This window comes from Arthrobacter globiformis, from assembly GCF_030815865.1.
Taxonomy (GTDB): Bacteria; Actinomycetota; Actinomycetes; order Actinomycetales; family Micrococcaceae; genus Arthrobacter; species Arthrobacter globiformis_B.
In genome coordinates this window covers 3,199,187-3,215,164 of record NZ_JAUSXI010000001.1, presented here as the reverse complement: position 1 = coordinate 3,215,164, position 15,978 = coordinate 3,199,187, and the positions used below count along the sequence as shown (strand labels likewise).

Here is a 15,978-nt window from a genome sequence, read left to right as displayed (position 1 = left end):
GGGCTGGAATGCCGGCGCTCAGCCCACCGTGGAGTAGGCTACGACGCCCCGCCTGATCAGCTTGATGGCCTCGCCGCAGAGCCGGGCCAGCCGGGGGTCCAAGCCGGGAATCTTGGCAAGCTGGTCCAGCAGGTCGATCACCTGCTTCACCCACCGGACGAAGTCGCCGGCGGCCAGGTCGGTGCCGGTGAGTACCTCCTGCAGATGCCGGCCGCGGGCCCACTTGTACATGGGCCAGACCAGTCCAAGTTCGGGCTCGCCGGTGAGCGGCAGCTTGTTCTGTTCCTCCACGTCCTCCAGCGCAGACCACTCGCGGACCACGATATCCACGGCCGTCTCAAGTGAGACGCTGGGCATGCGGGGCCGCAGGCCGCGGTCCTCACGTTTAGCCTGGTACACCAGCACGCTGGCGAAAGCAGCCACCTCCACGGCGTCGAGGTCATCGAACGCGCCCTGCCGCAGTGCCTGGGAGATCAGCAGGTCCTTCTCGCCGTAGATCCGGCGCAGCCGCTGGCCGTCAGTACTGATGCGGTGCTGCCCGTCCTCGGTGGACTCGAGGTAGCCGTAGGCCGACAGGACATCGCATACCCGGTCAAACGTCTTGGCGATGGTGTTGGTGCGCCCCTGGATCTGGCGGACCAGACCGTCGGTTTCCTTGCGCAGCTTCCACCAGCGTTCGGACCACCTGGCGTGGTCCTCGCGTTCGCTGCAGCCGTGGCACGGGTGGGCGCGCAGGGCACGCCGCAGATCAGCGATCTTCTTTTCCTGGTTTTGCATGGCAGAACCCAGCCCGAAGTCGTTGTTGCGGCTGCTTCCCCGGGCCGGCGGCCGGTTCTCCCGCAGCGCGTTCCGGACGGATGAGGCCAGGTCCCGCCGTGACTTGGGAACCTTGGCGTTGAATGACTTGGGGATCCTGATCCGCGTCAGCGGGGCAATGGGCCCCTCAAGGTCATCGACGCCGATCCGGCGCAGCTGGCTTTCCAGCGTCAGCACCGCGGGCCTGGGTTCCCGGGCGTTGTGGTCCGAGCTCAGAACCACGGCAAATCCCGGTGCCCTTCCGGCCGGGACATCCACCACGTCCCCCGGCAGGAGCCGGCTCAAGGAATCCTCGTTGACCGACTTGCGGGCCCTCAACTTGCCCCGCGAACTGAAATTCTCGGCGTCGGAAAGTTCCCGGCGCAGCCGCGCGTATTCGGTGAAGTCGCCCAGATGGCACGTCATCGACTTGGCGTAGCCGGCCAGCGATTCCTCACGGCTGCGGACCTGCCGGGCCAGCCCGACCACCGAGCGGTCCGCCTGGAACTGGGCGAAGGAGGACTCCAGGATTTCCCTGGCCCGCGGCCGGCCGAACTGGGCCAGCAGGTTGATGCTCATGTTGTACGTGGGCTGGAAGCTGGAATTCAGCGGATACGTCCGGCGGGAGGCAAGGCCGGCCACGGCGGCTGGGTCCGTGCCCGGCTGCCACAGGACCACGGCATGGCCTTCGACGTCGATGCCGCGCCGGCCCGCCCTGCCGGTGAGCTGCGTGTACTCCCCCGCCGTGATGTCCACGTGGGCTTCGCCGTTGAACTTGTCCAGCTTCTCCAGCACCACGGATCGGGCCGGCATATTGATCCCGAGGGCCAGCGTCTCGGTGGCAAAAACCGCCTTCACGAGGCCGTCCGCAAAAAGCTTCTCGACCACTTCCTTGAACGTGGGAAGCATGCCGGCGTGGTGTGCCGCGATGCCCCGCAGGAGCCCCTCGCGCCAGCTCCAGAAGCCCAGCACTTCGAGGTCGTCGGTCGGAATGTCCTGGCCGGCCTCGTCCACCCGCTGGGCGATGATGCCCTGCTCCCGCTCCGTGGTGAGCCACAGCCCGGACGCTACACACTGGGCGACGGCGGCGTCACAGCCGGCCCGGGAAAAGATGAAGGTGATGGCGGGCAGCAGGTCCTGCCGGTCAAGGCTGGCGATGACCTGCGGCCGGCTGGCCCGGCGCACGGCGGTCCGGGTCTCCTGCTGGGGCTTGTCACCATAGCGCTGGCGCTGCTGCCGCCTCTGGCTCCGGCCGCCGTGGCCGAAGCGGCCCTGGAAGTTGAGCTGGCTTTCCGCCCTCGAGAGGGTCAGCAGCTCCGGATTGACCTCGAAACCACGCTGTCCGGCGTCGGCAGGTGTTGGCGCCAGCGGCAGGGCAGCCGCCGCCGCAGGGCTGCCGGCGGGCGCGATTTCGTCGAAGGTGGTCTCGCCCGCGAAAAGATCCACGATGTCCCGGCCCACCATGACATGCTGCCAGAGAGGCACGGGACGGTGTTCGGAGACGATCACGTCGGTGTCGCCGCGGACGGTGTCCAGCCAGGCGCCGAACTCCTCCGCGTTGGACACCGTGGCGCTAAGGGAGGCGACCTGCACCTCACTGGGCAGGTGGATGATGACTTCCTCCCAGACTGCCCCGCGGAAGCGGTCGGCCAGGTAGTGGACCTCGTCCATGACCACAAAGCCCAGGTCGAACAGGGTGTCGGAGTCGGCGTACAGCATGTTGCGGAGGACCTCGGTGGTCATGACCACCACGGGGGCGTCGCCGTTGATGCTGGTGTCGCCGGTCAGGAGTCCGACGTTCGTCTCGCCGTATTTCTCCGTCAGCTCGGTGAATTTCTGGTTGCTGAGCGCCTTGATGGGCGTGGTGTAGAAGGCCTTCAGTCCGCGCTGGAGTGCCAGATAGACGGCGAACTCGCCCACGATGGTCTTGCCGGCACCGGTGGGCGCGGCGACAAGTACCCCGCGCCCTTCCTGGAGGGACTTGCACGCCTGCCGCTGGAAGTCATCCAGTTCAAAGCTCAGTGTGCGGGAGAACGCGCCCAGGTGGGTCTTTGCTTCCGCGGCCCGTTCGGCGCTGGCGCGGTACCGTTCGGAGGGCGACGGAGTGGTGGTGGACATTCCTCAAGCCTAGCGGTGGCGTGCCTAGAGATTCTTCAGCTCGCTGCTCGGAGTCGCAACATCGGCTGTGGCCTCGGTCTCAGCGGCCCGCTTCTCTGCCCGGCGTGCTCGCCGGCGGTCGTTCAGGACGCACAGGCCGATGGCTGCGAAGAAGAGCAGGAGCATGGGACCAGCAAGGTAGAACATGCTCATCGCATCGCCGCCGGGGGCCGCCATGGCCGCGAACAGGCAAACAAGGAACACCGTAATGCGCCAGCTCTTCAGGAGCTGCTCCCCACGAAGCAGCCCGGCGAGGTTCAGACCGACCAGGACAACAGGGAGCAGGAAGGCGATGCCGAAGGCCAGCAGCAGCCGCAGCACGAAGGACAGGTAGACCTGGGCGCTGATGAAGTTGGAGCCTCCGGCTGGCGTGAAGTCGGTGAGGACCCGGACGGCATTGGGGAGGACAAGCCACGCCAGCGTCACGCCGCCGATGAACAGCGGCACCGCGGCCGACACAAAGGACAGCGCCAGCCGGCGTTCCTTCTTGTGCAGTCCGGGGACGATAAACGCCCAGAGCTGGTACAGCCAGACCGGGCTGGCCAGGATTACCCCCAGGAACACCGACACCTGGATCATGAGGTCGAAGGAGCTCGCCACGCCGTCGAAGTTGAGCGATGCCTGCCGGCCCTCGCTCTCGTTGAGGTCCTTAATCGGTTTGATCAGGGCCGCGAGCATGGGCTGGTACACCAGGAAACCCGCAATTGTGGCGAGCACAACCGCAATGGCGGACTTGAACAGCCGGTTCCTGAGTTCGCGCAGATGGTCCAGCAGAGCCATCCGTCCCTCAGGATTGGATTGACGACTCATGGTCAGTGCCACGAAATCTTAGGCGCGGTTGGGCGGCGGAACGTCGTTCCCGTCTGCGGGACGGTTGTCCGTCGCGGTGGAACGCGGGTGGTTGACGACCGTGCCTTCGACGGGATCCGAGCCGTCCTTGGCTTCAGGGGCACCGTCCTTCTTCATTTCGCGGACTTCCGACTTGAAAATTCGCATCGACTGGCCGAGGCTCCGGGCCATGCCGGGAAGTTTCGGTGCAGCGAAGAGCACCAAAGCCAGGACGATGATGATTATGAGATGCCAGCCTTCAAGCCTCATGTTGGTGTTCCTTTCGTTTAGCTACATCCTACGTTTATCTGAATTCGATGTCGCGCAGCGACTGGGGCTGGCCCCGTTCGGTCTTCCGGCGGACCCGGCGCTGGCGCCGGGCCTCCCTGCGGGCCTCTTTGGACGCGTGGTAATCATGGCGCACCTGGTGCGGCGGGGCAAAGGGGGCGGTTCCCGGTGCAAGCCCGACGACGGCGGCATCAGGCACTGGGCCGGCGGCCCAGGCGTACGCTGCCGCCGCAACCGGAAGGCTGGTGAGTTTGTCGCCGGCTTCGCCGAGCTCCTTGACTGTTGCCATGAACTGGCGGAACAGGCGAACGCCCATGAGCACGAAGAACAGCAGCGACAGTGACACAAGCGCCACCCAAATAAGGATCCAGGACCACCAAGGCATGCTGAGTAGTCTAGCTGCCGTACAGGCTAGCCGTTGTACTGACTAGCCGTTGTACTGGGCCAGGGCCGCCCCGATCCAGTCCCGCGAGGCGCGGGCAAGCGCCTCAGGTTCCAGGATCCGTGCCGTTCCGCCGTGCTGGGCCACAAACATGGGCAGCCATGCCGTGTTGCCGAACCGGATCTCGGCCATCAGGCCGCCGTCCGGCAGCGGCGCTGTCCGCTCGGCATAATAGTCGTCCGCGAGCCCGGCACCGCGGGCGGTGAGCTGGACGGTGACCAGGGTGTCGTCGTCGTTGGGGGTGAACAGCTTTGCCGGGAACCCGCCGTCGGGCTTCATCCCTGACGAGGCCGGCTTCCCGGTGGGCGCGAGATCCTCGATCCGGTCCAGCCGGAAATTCCGCAGGCCGGCCGCCGAATGGCAGTAGGCCTCGAAGTACCAGGTGTTGTCCATGGAGTAGAGCCGGAGCGGATCCACGTCCCGCTCCGACAGGGTGTCCTTCTGCGCGGAAAGGTAGACGAGGTGCAGCTGGGACCCTGATTCAATCGCGTCGCGGATAACCTCGAGGTTGGCCGAGTTGCCGGGTGCCACCTCCGGCCCGGAGAGGGCAGCGGCACGGAGCCCCTCCTCCCCCGCGGCCGCCATCAGCTTGAGCGTCACCGATTCCAGGGCGCTTCCTTCGGCCAGCTCCGGCAGGCCGTTCAAGGTCTCGAGACCCGTGAGCAGCGCGCAGGCCTCGTCCACGGTGAAGCGAACCGGCCGGTTCAGCTCCATGGACTGGCTGATGAAAACGTGCCCCTCCTCCCACTGGATGTCCAGCAGCTCGTCCGGGTATCCCTGCGGCAGGCCGGAACAGATCAGGATCAGCAGATCGCCCTCCAGCTCCTGGCGGGTCACCCCAAACCTGTCGGCCACCTCCTCGATGGGCAGGCCCTGGTTGCGGACCAGGAACGGGACCAGCTGCAGCATCCGCTTGAGCTGGTCTTCCGACGTGCGCTTGCGGGTCCGTTTCCCCGTCCCGGCATGCGCGAACGAATACGGCGGCACCGGAGCGTCGATGAAGGCGGCGGCATTCGCCAGACGGCGCTGCACGGCAGCGGACAGCTCCCCGGGGCTCACCACCCTGACGTTCGGCCCGTAGGAGGCCAGCTCCTCCCCGAGCACCTCAGCGTCACGGTAGGGGACGCTCAGACGGTCCCACCCGGCGTCGGCCTCCATATTCTGGGACACGTCCGTGTCCGCCTCCTGAGACGCAGGCCCGGCGGCCCGCTTTCGCAGCCCCAGGAGCTTGCCACTGCGGACCTCCACGACGGCGGAGCTGACCGGAAGCTCCGGAAGGCCGTTCAGCTCGGCACGCACGTTGAAGCCGGCGGGCGGCGTGAAGGCCTCCCTGTCCAGGATTGTCACGGCAGACGTGAGGCGCGACAGCCGGAAAAAGCGCTTCGCCTTTCGGCGCCGGTCAAAGCCGACGAGGTACCACTGGCCGAAGCGGCTGCCCAGGCCCCAGGGCTCAACGACGCGCTCCTCCTCCCGCCCCGTGCTGCCGGCCAGATAGAGGAAGCGGACGGCATGCTGGGCGTGCATGGCGGCCACGAGATCCTCGAACGCCTGGCCGGCCGGCTTGATGCGCGGCTGCACGCCGGCCGGAAGTTCGACGTCGGCCAGCCCGCCCGCGGCCTGAAGCTTGCGGAGGGCGTTGCTCGCCGCCGTGCCCAGAGCCGCCTGTTCCCAGAGCTGCGAAGCCAGCAGCAGGACCGTCCACTCGTCCGGGGTGAGCTCCACATCCGGCAGGCGGTTGGACTCCTTGCCAATCCGGTACCGGGTGGTGCCGGGATCGTCGGAACTCCAGCCCAGGTCGGTGACCGTCTCGACGTCGAAGCCAAAGTCCCGAAGGTCGTTTTTGTCGCGTTCGAACATGCGGCCAAAGGCGGCGTCACTGGCCGCGCCGCCGGCATAGATTTTCTCCCGCAGCTCACTGCGCCTGAGGCCGTACCGCGAGTTCAGCAGGGCGATCAGGAGGTTCAGCAGGCGTTCAGTACGTTGGGCGGACACCCTCGCTACGTTACTAAAGCCGTTCGGGCAATAACGCGAAAGCGCGGCAACAATCCGGAAAATTCTTCCGATTGCTACCGCGCTTACGCAGTACGGTGGGGGGCCACACCTAGCTTGCGAGGATAGGGGGCGGGTGGGGACTAGCGGACGCCCACCAGGTCCACGACGAAGATCAGCGCCTCGTTCGGGCCGATGGCTCCGCCGGCACCGCGTGAGCCGTAAGCCAGCTCGGAGGGGATCTCAAGGCGGCGGCGTCCGCCGACCTTCATGCCGAGCAGCCCCTGGTCCCAGCCCTGGATGACCTGGCCGACGCCGACGCGGAAGTCCAGTGGGGCGCCGCGGCCCCAGGATGCGTCGAACTCTTCGCCGGTGGACCAGGCCACGCCGACGTAGTGGGTGGACACGGTGTCGCCGGCCTTGGCCTCGGGACCGTCGCCCTCAATGATGTCCGTGATGACGAGTTCCGTGGGCACCGGGCCTTGGGGGAAGTCGATTTCCGGCTTGTCACGGTCGATTTTGCGCTGGCCAAATGACATAGTTGCTCCTTCTGCTGGTGGGTGTTTGAGTTGCTTACTTGACGCCTGGCTTATTTAACGCCCAGGATGTCGACGACGAACACGAGGTCGCCCTTGGCGTCACCCTGGCCGGAGTCGCCGTAGGCGAGATCCTTGGGGATGACGAGCAGGACGCGCGAGCCAACGGTCTTGCCGGCCAGGCCCTGGGTCCAGCCCTTGATGACCTGGTTCAGCGCGAACGAGGCCGGCTCCTTGCGGTCAAAGCTGGAGTCAAACTTCTTGCCGCTGGCCAGGGCCACGCCGACGTAGTTGACGGTCAGGGTGTCCGTGGCCTTGACGACGGCGCCCTTGCCCTTGATCAGGTCCTGGGCGATGAGCTTCTTGGGGGCGGCGACGCCCTTGACCGAGATCTCCGGGACACCGTCCTTCTCGGTGACGGTCGGAAGGCCTGCGGGCGGTGTGACCGGATCGCCTTCCGGCTTATCCAGCACCTTCGGGGCCTCCTTGGCCGAGAGCACCTTGATGATCAGGAGCTGGGTCGGCTGGGCAGCCTGGCCTTCCGCCGCTGCCTTGCCCGGGATGGCGAGGGCGAGCTGTGAGCCTACCTTGGCGCCAACGAACGCGTTGTAGACGATCGCGCTGCCGCTCTTGAGTTTGTCGTTCAGTTCAAGGGGCTCGGGGTCGCGGGGGAAGCTGTCGTCCAGCGTGGAACCGTCCTTGGCGTTCAGGGCAAGGACGGAAATCTCGGCAATCTGGTTGGCCTTGACGCGATCCCCGCTGCCATCGGTGACAACCTTCACGGTCGGTTCGGTAACCTCCAGCGGCTTGGTGAACTCGACCTTGGGGGCTTTCTTGTCACCGTTGTCCGTCAGCTTGAGCGAGTCGAACTTGGCGGTGTCACCCGCGGACTGGCTGGTCGGTTCCGGGGCTGCTGGCTCCTGGCCACCGCAGGCGGTCAGCAGGAGCAGCGCGGGAAGAAGGATTGCTAGTAGTCGGCGCACGTGAGAACTTTCGTCGGGGCAAGATGGATGCCCTGCCGGCGGAGGTGCTACAGACGGCAAGGCAGTCAGGACCGCAGAGCGGCCTCTTCCAGAGTAACGCGGAAAGCTGGGTATCAGCCCATAGAGTCCAGAAGGGCATCAACCCGCTCGTCAACGTTGCGGAACGGGTCTTTGCACAAAATGGTCTGGTGGGCGCGGTCGTTGAGCTTCAGATGGACCCAGTCCACGGTGTAGTCCCGGCCCAGTTCCTGCGCCTTTCGGACGAAGTCGCCTCGAAGCTTGGCCCTGGTGGTCTGCGGCGGGGCGTCCACGGCGTCCTTGATGGCGGTCTCCTCGGTCACCCGGCGGACGGCGCCGCGGGACTGTAGCAGGTAGTACAGGCCGCGGGAACGGGAGATGTCGTGGTAGGTGAGGTCCAGCTGCGCGATCCTGGGGGCGTCCAGCCCCAGGCCGTGGCGCCTGCGGTAACTGTCCATGAGCTTTTTCTTGATGGCCCAGTCGATTTCGGTGTCGATGGTGCTGGAGTCGCCGCTTTCGATGGCCCGCAGCGTCCGCCCCCACAGGTCCAGGATCAGCGGCACGTGCGGGTTGTGGGCGCCGTTTTCCTCGACGAACGCCGTGACCTTGTTCAGGTACTCCTGCTGGATCTCCAGGGCGGTGAGCTGGCGGCCGTTGGCGAGCCTGACCAATGCGCGGCCGCTCAGGTCATGGGAGATTTCCCGGATGCTGCGGATGGGGTTTTCCATCCGCATGTCCCGCATGATCACGCCGGCCTCGATCATCCGCAGGATGAGGTCCACGGTGCCCACCTTGAGCAGCGCCGTGGTCTCGGACATGTTCGAGTCCCCGACGATCACGTGCAGCCGCCGGTAGAACTCTGCATCCGCATGCGGCTCGTCCCGGGTGTTGATGATCGGCCGGGAACGGGTGGTGGCCGAGGACACGCCCTCCCAGATGTGGTCCGCCCGCTGCGAAAACGCGTAGGTGGCCCCGTGCGGCGTCTTCAGGATCTTGCCCGCACCGGCGATGAGCTGGCGGGTGACGAGGAATGGAATCAGGATCTCGGCCAGCCGGGTGAACTCGCCGCGGCGCGGAATGAGGTAGTTCTCGTGGCTGCCGTAGGAGTTGCCTGCAGAATCGGTGTTGTTCTTGAACAGGTACACCGTGCCGTTGAAGCCCTCGGCGGCGAGCCTGGACTGGGCTTCATCCACGAGGTCATCGAGGATGAGCTCCCCGGCGCGGTCATGGGCGATCAGCTGGGCGAGGTCGTCGCATTCTGCGGTGGCGTATTCCGGGTGCGAGCCCACGTCGAGGTACAGGCGGGACCCGTTGGTGAGGAACACGTTGGAGGACCGGCCCCAGCTGACCACTTTTCGGAACAGGTAGCGGGCCACTTCCTCCGGGGCGAGGGGCCGGGAGTCCGGGCTCGAGTAGGAAATCCCGAATTCGGTTTCAATGCCGAAAATCCTCTTGTCCATGTCAGCTCTCCTCAGCCAGCAGTTCCACAACGTCCTGGTCGGACAATCTGCGGAAAGCCCTACGCGTCCCCCTGCTGCTTTCCGAACTGCGGTCCAGCACCGCCACTTCCAAGGCCTTGGCCAGCAGGTCGGGTGCCTCATTGTCCGTCATGAGTCCCTTAACGGCGAGCCGGATCGCCGCCGCGAACGAGAGGTCGCGCTGCCAGCCGCCCTCGATCGCCCCGGACACCTTGTCCGCCTGGCCGCCCATCACAATGAAGTTGTGCTCGTCCGCGATGGAGCCGTCGAACGTGAGGCGGTAGAGATGGTCGAGGTCCTGGCTGGCTCCTACCTCTGCCACGGCCAGTTCCACCTCGAACGGCTTCTGCTCCGCGGTGAAGACGGCACCCAGGCTCTGGGCGTAGACGCTGGCCAGTCCCCTGGCCGTGACGTCCTCGCGGTCATAGGAATAGCCGCGGACGTCGGCGTAGCGCACCCCGGCCTGGCGGAGGCTTTCAAACTCGTTGTACTTCCCGACGGCGGCGAAGGCGATCTTGTCGTAGATCTCGCCGATCTTGTGCAGCGAGGGAGACGGGTTCTCGGCCACCAGGGCAATTCCGTCCTCGCAGCTGACCACGATCACGGACCGTCCGCGGGCGATGCCTTTCCGTGCGAAATCCGCACGGTCCTTCATCAGCTGTTCGGGAGAGACATAGAACTGCTGTGTCATATCAGGCCTCCCGCCGGGCAGCTGCCCTGGACTCGATGATGTTTCCGGCCGTGGCGGCGAGGTCGCGCTCCGAGACCCGGCGGGCTCCGGCCCGGTTGACGGCATACACCACGGGCCACAGTTGCCGCACGGGGTCGGGACCGCCGGTGGCCGAGTCGTCGTCGGCGGCGTCGTAGAGGGACTCCACGGCGACGGATATGGCTTCGTCCTCGGGCAGGTTGGGCCGCCAAAGCTTTTTAAGTGCGCCACGGGCGAACATTGATCCGGAGCCCACGGCGTGGTGTTCCTGTTCCTCGTAGCGGCCGCCGGTCACGTCATAGGAGAACAGCCGGCCTACCCCGGCGGCGGTGTCGAAGCCCGCGAACAGCGGGACCACTGCGAGGCCCTGCAGCGCCATTGGCAGGTTGCCGCGGATCATGGCGCCGAGTCGGTTCGCCTTGCCGTCCAGGCTCAGCAGGGTGCCTTCGATCTTCTCGTAGTGCTCGAGTTCCACCTGGAACAGGCGTGTCAGGTCGATCGCGATGCCTGCCGTGCCGGCGATGCCGAGGACGGAATACTGGTCGGCGGGAAAGACCTTTTCGATGTGCCGGCTGGCGATGATGTTGCCCATGGTGGCGCGGCGGTCGCCGGCCATGACGATGCCGCCGGCATAGGTCATGGCCACGATGGTGGTGGCGTGCGGCACGGCTAGCGGCTGGCCGGCGGACGTGCCCGCCGCGAATGGTGCGTATTGGGGGAGCAGTTCCGGACGGTCGCGTTGGAGATGCTCAGTGAACGACGACGTCGCGTGGGCGGCTACCTTGTTGGCTGTTGTCTCCTGCACTGGTGCACTCCTTCAACGTCATAATTCAGCGGCTGTCCGGTAGCTCTGGCTTCCGTGCCCGGTGCGGGTGGCGTGGCTGCCGGTCTACTGGCCGCCCTTTTGCACGAATGCCCGGACGAATTCCTCCGCGTTGGACTCCAGGACGCCGTCAATCTCGTCGAGGAGATCGTCAACACCCTGCGTCGAGGCGGATGCCTGTCCTTCTGCGGGCGCCGGCGGTACGGGGACCTCTTCCTCGACCTCGGTGTCGCGTGGCTGTGGCTGCTGCTGCTCCTGGCCTGCCATGTCCTTCTCCTTCATCCAGTCCCCCACTCCGGAGGCACATCCTGTATGCCCATATTGCCACGCAAAGGGCCGTTGCGGGGTGCATTATGCCGGTGGCGGAGCCGGTGCCGATCCGAGCAGTTCCGCTAGGAACGACCCCGCCTCGCGGTGCTTGGCAAACAGCCCTCCCGTTAGCGCTTTCGTGCCGCGCAGCGGCTCCCGTGTGGGCACGCGCTGCAGCCTTCCGTAGCCCGGCACGTCGAAGATCACCGAGTCCCAGCTGGCGCCCACCACGTCCTTACTGAAGCTGCTGACGCAGCGTCCGCGGAAGTACGCCCGGGTGTCCGACGGCGGTTCCGTCACCGCGGCGGCGATGTCGGCGTCGTCCACGATCCGCTGCATCCGGTCCCGGGAGAGCAGGCGGTAGTAGAGCCCTTTTTCGGGCCGGAGGTCAGACCACTGCAGATCGACCAGCCCCAGCCGGGCGTCATCCCACTGGAGTCCGTCGCGCTGGCGGTAGCCCTCCAGGATGGACAGCTTGGCCAGCCACTCCACCGACGTGGCGGCGGCCGACCGGTCACTGTCCAGCTGCGTCAGGGTGGTAGCCCACCGCTCCAGCACGGCGTGCGTGTGGCCGTCGCCGTCGACGGCGTCCGAGACTCCCGTGTCCTGGGCGAGCTTGGCGGCGGCTTCGTGGTACATCCACTGCAGGTCAAGGGCCGTCACCCGGCGGCCGTCGAGCAGTCTGACCTGGGCGGTGAGGGTGGTGTCATGGCTGATGGCCTGCAGCGCGGCCACCGGCTCGTGCACCTCGATCCGCGGCGCGAGGCCCGCCTCGATCAGGCTCAGCACCATGGCGGTGGTGCCAAACTTCAGGTAGTTGGACACCTGGCTCAGGTTGGCGTCGCCGATGATTACGTGCAGTCGCCGGTACTTGTCCGCCGTTGCGTGCGGCTCGTCGCGGGTGTTAATGATGGGGCGCCGGATAGTGGTTTCGAGTCCCACCTCCGCCTCGAAGAAGTCCGCCCGCTGGCTGATCTGGTAACCGGACCGGGAGTTGTCCTGGCCCAGGCCCACCCGCCCCGAACCGCAGATGATCTGTCGCGACACGAAAAACGGGGTCAGCCCGCGGACAATGTCGCCGAACGGGACGGATCGCGGCATCAGGTAGTTTTCGTGGGACCCGTAGGACACGGACTTGTTGTCGGTGTTGTTCTTGTAGAGGTTGACGGCGGGCAGTTCCGTGTCGCTGGCCAGCCTGCGGACCGCGGCCAGGCCCACAAGGTCCCCGGCCGCGTCCCAGGCCACTGCAGCCGCGGGGTTGGTGACCTCCGGGCTGGAGTACTCGGGGTGCGCGTGGTCCACGTAGAGGCGTGCCCCGTTGCCGAGCACCATGTTCATCAGCAGCGAGCCCGATTCGTCCTCGCCGTCCAGCTCAAGCTCCTCACGGCCGTAGGCAAGCGCCACCGCTTCGGCGTTCAGCACAGGCGGCTGGTCCGTCAGCTGGCTCGGGTGGGCCTGTCCGCGCTCCAGTGTCCAGCCGCGGGCGTCGTGCAGCGGCTCCTCGTCCGTGTAGTCCCAGCGGGTCTCGGCGCCGCCGGCGGCCCGGAGCCGGGTGACCTGGGCGTAAGCCTGGACCACCCGGGCGGACATCATGGTGGCATTGGCGCCCGGAGCGGCCGGCGCGTGAATCCCGTATTCGGTCTCCGAACCCATGACCCGCATGGCGCCGCCGGCCGGCAGGCCGCCTCCCAGCGCCGCTTCGGGGGCGGCCGTCACAGGTACTGGCCCGTGTTGGGCATGGTCTCGATGGATTTGCCGGGCTCCTGGCCGGCCTTGCCCTGGACGATGGTGCGGATGTAAGTGATGCGCTCACCCTTCTTGCCGGAGATGCGTGCCCAGTCATCCGGGTTGGTGGTGTTGGGCATGTCCTCGTGCTCGCGGAACTCATCGACGACGGCGCGCAGCAGGTGGTCGATGCGCAGGCCCTTCTGCTGCGTGGTCAGGAGGTCCTTGATGGCGTACTTCTTGGCACGGTCCACGACGTTCTGGACCACGGCCCCGGAGTTGAAGTCCTTGAAGTACAGCATCTCGGTGTCCCCGTTGGCGTAGGTAACTTCCAGGAACTCGTTGGATTTCTCCGTCGAGTACATCGACTCCACGGTGCGCTGGACCATGGCGTCGACAGTCTCCTGGACATCGCCGTCGTGCTCCACCAGGTCATCCTCGTGGAACGGCAGGTCCGGCGTGATGTATTTCCTGAAGATGTCCGCTGCGGCCTCGGCATCGGGACGCTGGATCTTCACCTTCACGTCCAGGCGGCCGGGGCGCAGGATGGCGGGGTCGATCATGTCCTCGCGGTTGGAGGCGCCGATGACAATCACGTTGTCCAACCGCTCCACGCCGTCGATCTCGCTCAGCAGCTGCGGCACAATCGTGGTTTCGACGTCCGAGGAGATGCCCGTGCCGCGGGTGCGGAAGAGCGAATCCATCTCGTCGAAGAAGACCACAACGGGGCTGCCGTCCGACGCCTTTTCGCGGGCCCGCGAGAAGATCAGCCGGATGTGGCGTTCGGTCTCGCCGACGTACTTGTCGAGGAGTTCGGGTCCCTTGATATTGAGGAAATAACTCTTCAGGTCGATATTGCCCGAGCGTTCCGCGGCGCGCGCGGCCAGGGAGTTAGCCACCGCCTTGGCGATGAGGGTCTTGCCGCAGCCCGGAGGGCCGTAGAGCAGGATGCCCTTGGGAGCCTTGAGCCCGTGCTCGCGGTACAGGTCCGGATGCAGGAACGGCAACTCGATGGCGTCCCGGATCTGTTCGATCTGCGGGCCGAGGCCGCCGATGTCCTCGTAGGTGATGTCCGGGACTTCTCTCCAGGACGAGGTTCTCAACTTCGGACCGCGGGACCTTCTCGAGGGCGTACCCGGTGCGCGAATCGATGGAGAGGGCATCGCCCACCCGCAGCTTTTCGCCCAGAAGCGGGCCTGCGAGCCTGATGACGCGCTCCTCATCGGCACGGCCCAGCACCAGTGCGCGGTCCGGGCCGAGCAGCTCCTTAAGCGTGACGAGCTCGCCTGCGCGCTCGTAACCGAGGCCGGCCACCACCAGGAGCGCCTCGTTGAGGAGGACCTCCTGGCCGACGGCCAGCTGGTTGATGTTGACCAGCGGGCTGATGCCAACCCGCATTTTCCGCCCGGCGTTGAAGATGTCCACCGATTCCTCGGTGGCGGCCTGGCCGCTGCCGGCAGCCTGCCGCCGCGGGTTCAGCTGAAGGACGGTGCCGAAGCTGTACGGCGGCTGCCCCTCCTGGTCCAGGGCGTTCTTCAGCCGGAGTATTTCGGCCTTGGCAGTTTCCAGCATTGCCACGAGCTTGGTGTTGTTCTGCGTGGCAGCTGCCAGCTGGCGGTCGATATGCCTCAGTTTGTCTCTGAGGATATTGACCTGCCGGTCCGCGACAGACAGTTCGTTGGCACCAGCCTGTTCAGCCGGCGTAGGCACGGAGTCCTTGTTTGGCGTGTCCATGATGCATCAGCCCCTTCCTGCGCTCTTCTTAAGACGATAGCCCCAAGTTGGCTGGTAGAGCCGACGACATCCGAAATACGGACTAGTTTGTGATGTCCGGATCGTCCTTCACGTTTGTGCCGGCGATCGCATCCCGCGCCGCCCGGCGCAGCTTTTTGTCCGAGACCAGGCGTTCCCCCACGGCGCCCGGTGTCCAGGCGTTGACGTCTTCTTCGTTGAACTCGGTCTTGGACGGACGCCGCTTAACGGAGATGCCGGTGACGCCGTCGGCGAGCCGGCGGGTGACCAGCAGGAACCCTGTGTGGGCGACCATGCGGTGGTCGGGGCGCACGGCGAGTCCTTCGAGGTGCCAGCCGCGGACCATGGATTCCCAGGCGTCCGGTTCAGTGAAGCGGCCGTCGGCGCGGATGGCTTCGGCCGTGCGGGAGAGCTGGGTGACGGTGGCGACGTAGTTGATCCACACGCCGCCGGGGGCCAGGACGGTGGCTACGGCGTCAAGGCATTCCCAGGGCGCCAGCATGTCGAGGACAACGCGGTCGATGGAGCCGGGCTCTTCGGCGCGGACCACTTCCTCCTGGAAGTCCCCGAGGGAGATCTGCCAGGCCGGGTGCGGGCCTCCGAAGATGGTTTCCACGTTGCCGCGCGCGATGGCGGCGAATTCCTCGCGGCGTTCGAAGGAGTGAAGGTAGCCCTGGTCCCCCACCGCACGGAGCAGCGATATGGAGAGGGCGCCTGAGCCCACGCCTGCTTCCACCACGCGGGCGCCGGGGAAGATGTCAGCCATGGTGACGATCTGGCCGGCGTCCTTGGGGTAGACCACGGCGGCGCCGCGGGGCATGGACAGGACGAAGTCGGACAGCAGCGGGCGGAGCGTCTGGTACTGCTGGCCGACGTTGTTGACCACCACCGAACCGTCCACCTTGCCGATGATGTCGTCGTGGTTCAGGAAGCCGCGGTGGGTGTGGAAGGCTCCGCCGGCCTCGAGGCTGATGGTGTTCATGCGCCCGCGCTCGTCCGTCAGCTGGACCCGTTCGCCTTCGCGGAAGGGGCCGCGCCGCCGGGCAGCGCCCACCGGCTGGTCCGCCATCCCGGCTGCAGTGCCGGAGGCAAGGCCCGTGCTGGTTGCGTTGGCGGCAGATTCGCTGCTCATGACTGTGTCCTCGC

The 15,978-nt window shown here is 66.3% G+C and carries 13 protein-coding genes and 1 pseudogene; all 14 read right to left on the bottom strand.

Annotation, left to right across the window (positions count from 1 at the left end):
- Positions 1-18 precede the first annotated feature (18 nt).
- Entirely contained in the window at positions 19-2,913 is a 2,895-nt protein-coding gene (locus tag QFZ33_RS14750) for a DEAD/DEAH box helicase (protein WP_307028645.1), read from the bottom strand.
- A 24-nt stretch (positions 2,914-2,937) separates the two neighbouring features.
- Positions 2,938-3,732, bottom strand: a complete 795-nt coding sequence (gene tatC, locus QFZ33_RS14745) for a twin-arginine translocase subunit TatC (RefSeq protein WP_307031826.1) — start codon at positions 3,730-3,732, stop codon at positions 2,938-2,940.
- A 48-nt stretch (positions 3,733-3,780) separates the two neighbouring features.
- The gene (tatA, locus tag QFZ33_RS14740; protein ID WP_102973629.1) at positions 3,781-4,050 is read right to left on the bottom strand and encodes a Sec-independent protein translocase subunit TatA; all 270 of its coding nucleotides are present in this window, start codon (positions 4,048-4,050) and stop codon (positions 3,781-3,783) included.
- Between the two features lie 34 nt (positions 4,051-4,084).
- Positions 4,085-4,453 carry a hypothetical protein gene (locus QFZ33_RS14735; RefSeq protein ID WP_307028643.1) on the bottom strand — a complete coding sequence of 123 codons (369 nt, stop codon included), beginning with the start codon at positions 4,451-4,453 and terminating at the stop codon, positions 4,085-4,087.
- Between the two features lie 42 nt (positions 4,454-4,495).
- Positions 4,496-6,502, bottom strand: a complete 2,007-nt coding sequence (locus QFZ33_RS14730) for a helix-turn-helix transcriptional regulator (protein ID WP_307028641.1) — start codon at positions 6,500-6,502, stop codon at positions 4,496-4,498.
- A gap of 140 nt (positions 6,503-6,642) precedes the next feature.
- Entirely contained in the window at positions 6,643-7,038 is a 396-nt protein-coding gene (locus tag QFZ33_RS14725; RefSeq protein WP_214854360.1) for an FKBP-type peptidyl-prolyl cis-trans isomerase, read from the bottom strand.
- Between the two features lie 50 nt (positions 7,039-7,088).
- Positions 7,089-8,018, bottom strand: a complete 930-nt coding sequence (locus QFZ33_RS14720) for an FKBP-type peptidyl-prolyl cis-trans isomerase (protein ID WP_307028638.1) — start codon at positions 8,016-8,018, stop codon at positions 7,089-7,091.
- A 113-nt stretch (positions 8,019-8,131) separates the two neighbouring features.
- Entirely contained in the window at positions 8,132-9,496 is a 1,365-nt protein-coding gene (gene pafA, locus QFZ33_RS14715; protein ID WP_214854355.1) for a Pup--protein ligase, read from the bottom strand.
- 1 nt (position 9,497) lies between these two features.
- The gene (gene prcA / locus QFZ33_RS14710; RefSeq protein WP_307028634.1) at positions 9,498-10,205 is read right to left on the bottom strand and encodes a proteasome subunit alpha; all 708 of its coding nucleotides are present in this window, start codon (positions 10,203-10,205) and stop codon (positions 9,498-9,500) included.
- A gap of 1 nt (position 10,206) precedes the next feature.
- On the bottom strand, positions 10,207-11,028 hold the full coding sequence (prcB, locus tag QFZ33_RS14705; protein ID WP_307028633.1) for a proteasome subunit beta: 822 nt from the start codon (positions 11,026-11,028) through the stop codon (positions 10,207-10,209).
- 84 nt (positions 11,029-11,112) lie between these two features.
- Positions 11,113-11,313 carry a ubiquitin-like protein Pup gene (locus tag QFZ33_RS14700; protein ID WP_076802936.1) on the bottom strand — a complete coding sequence of 67 codons (201 nt, stop codon included), beginning with the start codon at positions 11,311-11,313 and terminating at the stop codon, positions 11,113-11,115.
- 84 nt (positions 11,314-11,397) lie between these two features.
- Complete coding sequence (dop, locus tag QFZ33_RS14695; RefSeq protein ID WP_373427282.1) at positions 11,398-13,071, bottom strand: depupylase/deamidase Dop; 1,674 nt, start codon at positions 13,069-13,071, stop codon at positions 11,398-11,400.
- Positions 13,068-14,814, bottom strand: a pseudogene (gene arc, locus QFZ33_RS14690) (proteasome ATPase). Before arc ends, dop begins: the two are co-directional and overlap by 4 nt.
- 82 nt (positions 14,815-14,896) lie before the next feature.
- The gene (locus QFZ33_RS14685; protein ID WP_307028630.1) at positions 14,897-15,964 is read right to left on the bottom strand and encodes a tRNA (adenine-N1)-methyltransferase; all 1,068 of its coding nucleotides are present in this window, start codon (positions 15,962-15,964) and stop codon (positions 14,897-14,899) included.
- Positions 15,965-15,978: the final 14 nt, after the last annotated feature.

Bases quoted from the DNA above. Each gene is read 5' to 3' on its own strand.
- QFZ33_RS14725 (WP_214854360.1), bottom strand. From the start codon at position 7,038: ATGTCATTTGGCCAGCGCAAAATCGACCGTGACAAGCCGGAAATCGAC.
- tatA (WP_102973629.1), bottom strand. From the start codon at position 4,050: ATGAGGCTTGAAGGCTGGCATCTCATAATCATCATCGTCCTGGCTTTG.
- QFZ33_RS14735 (WP_307028643.1), bottom strand. From the start codon at position 4,453: ATGCCTTGGTGGTCCTGGATCCTTATTTGGGTGGCGCTTGTGTCACTG.
- tatC (WP_307031826.1), bottom strand. From the start codon at position 3,732: ATGGCTCTGCTGGACCATCTGCGCGAACTCAGGAACCGGCTGTTCAAG.
- QFZ33_RS14685 (WP_307028630.1), bottom strand. From the start codon at position 15,964: ATGAGCAGCGAATCTGCCGCCAACGCAACCAGCACGGGCCTTGCCTCC.
- QFZ33_RS14750 (WP_307028645.1), bottom strand. From the start codon at position 2,913: ATGTCCACCACCACTCCGTCGCCCTCCGAACGGTACCGCGCCAGCGCC.
- pafA (WP_214854355.1), bottom strand. From the start codon at position 9,496: ATGGACAAGAGGATTTTCGGCATTGAAACCGAATTCGGGATTTCCTAC.
- QFZ33_RS14700 (WP_076802936.1), bottom strand. From the start codon at position 11,313: ATGGCAGGCCAGGAGCAGCAGCAGCCACAGCCACGCGACACCGAGGTC.
- prcA (WP_307028634.1), bottom strand. From the start codon at position 10,205: ATGACACAGCAGTTCTATGTCTCTCCCGAACAGCTGATGAAGGACCGT.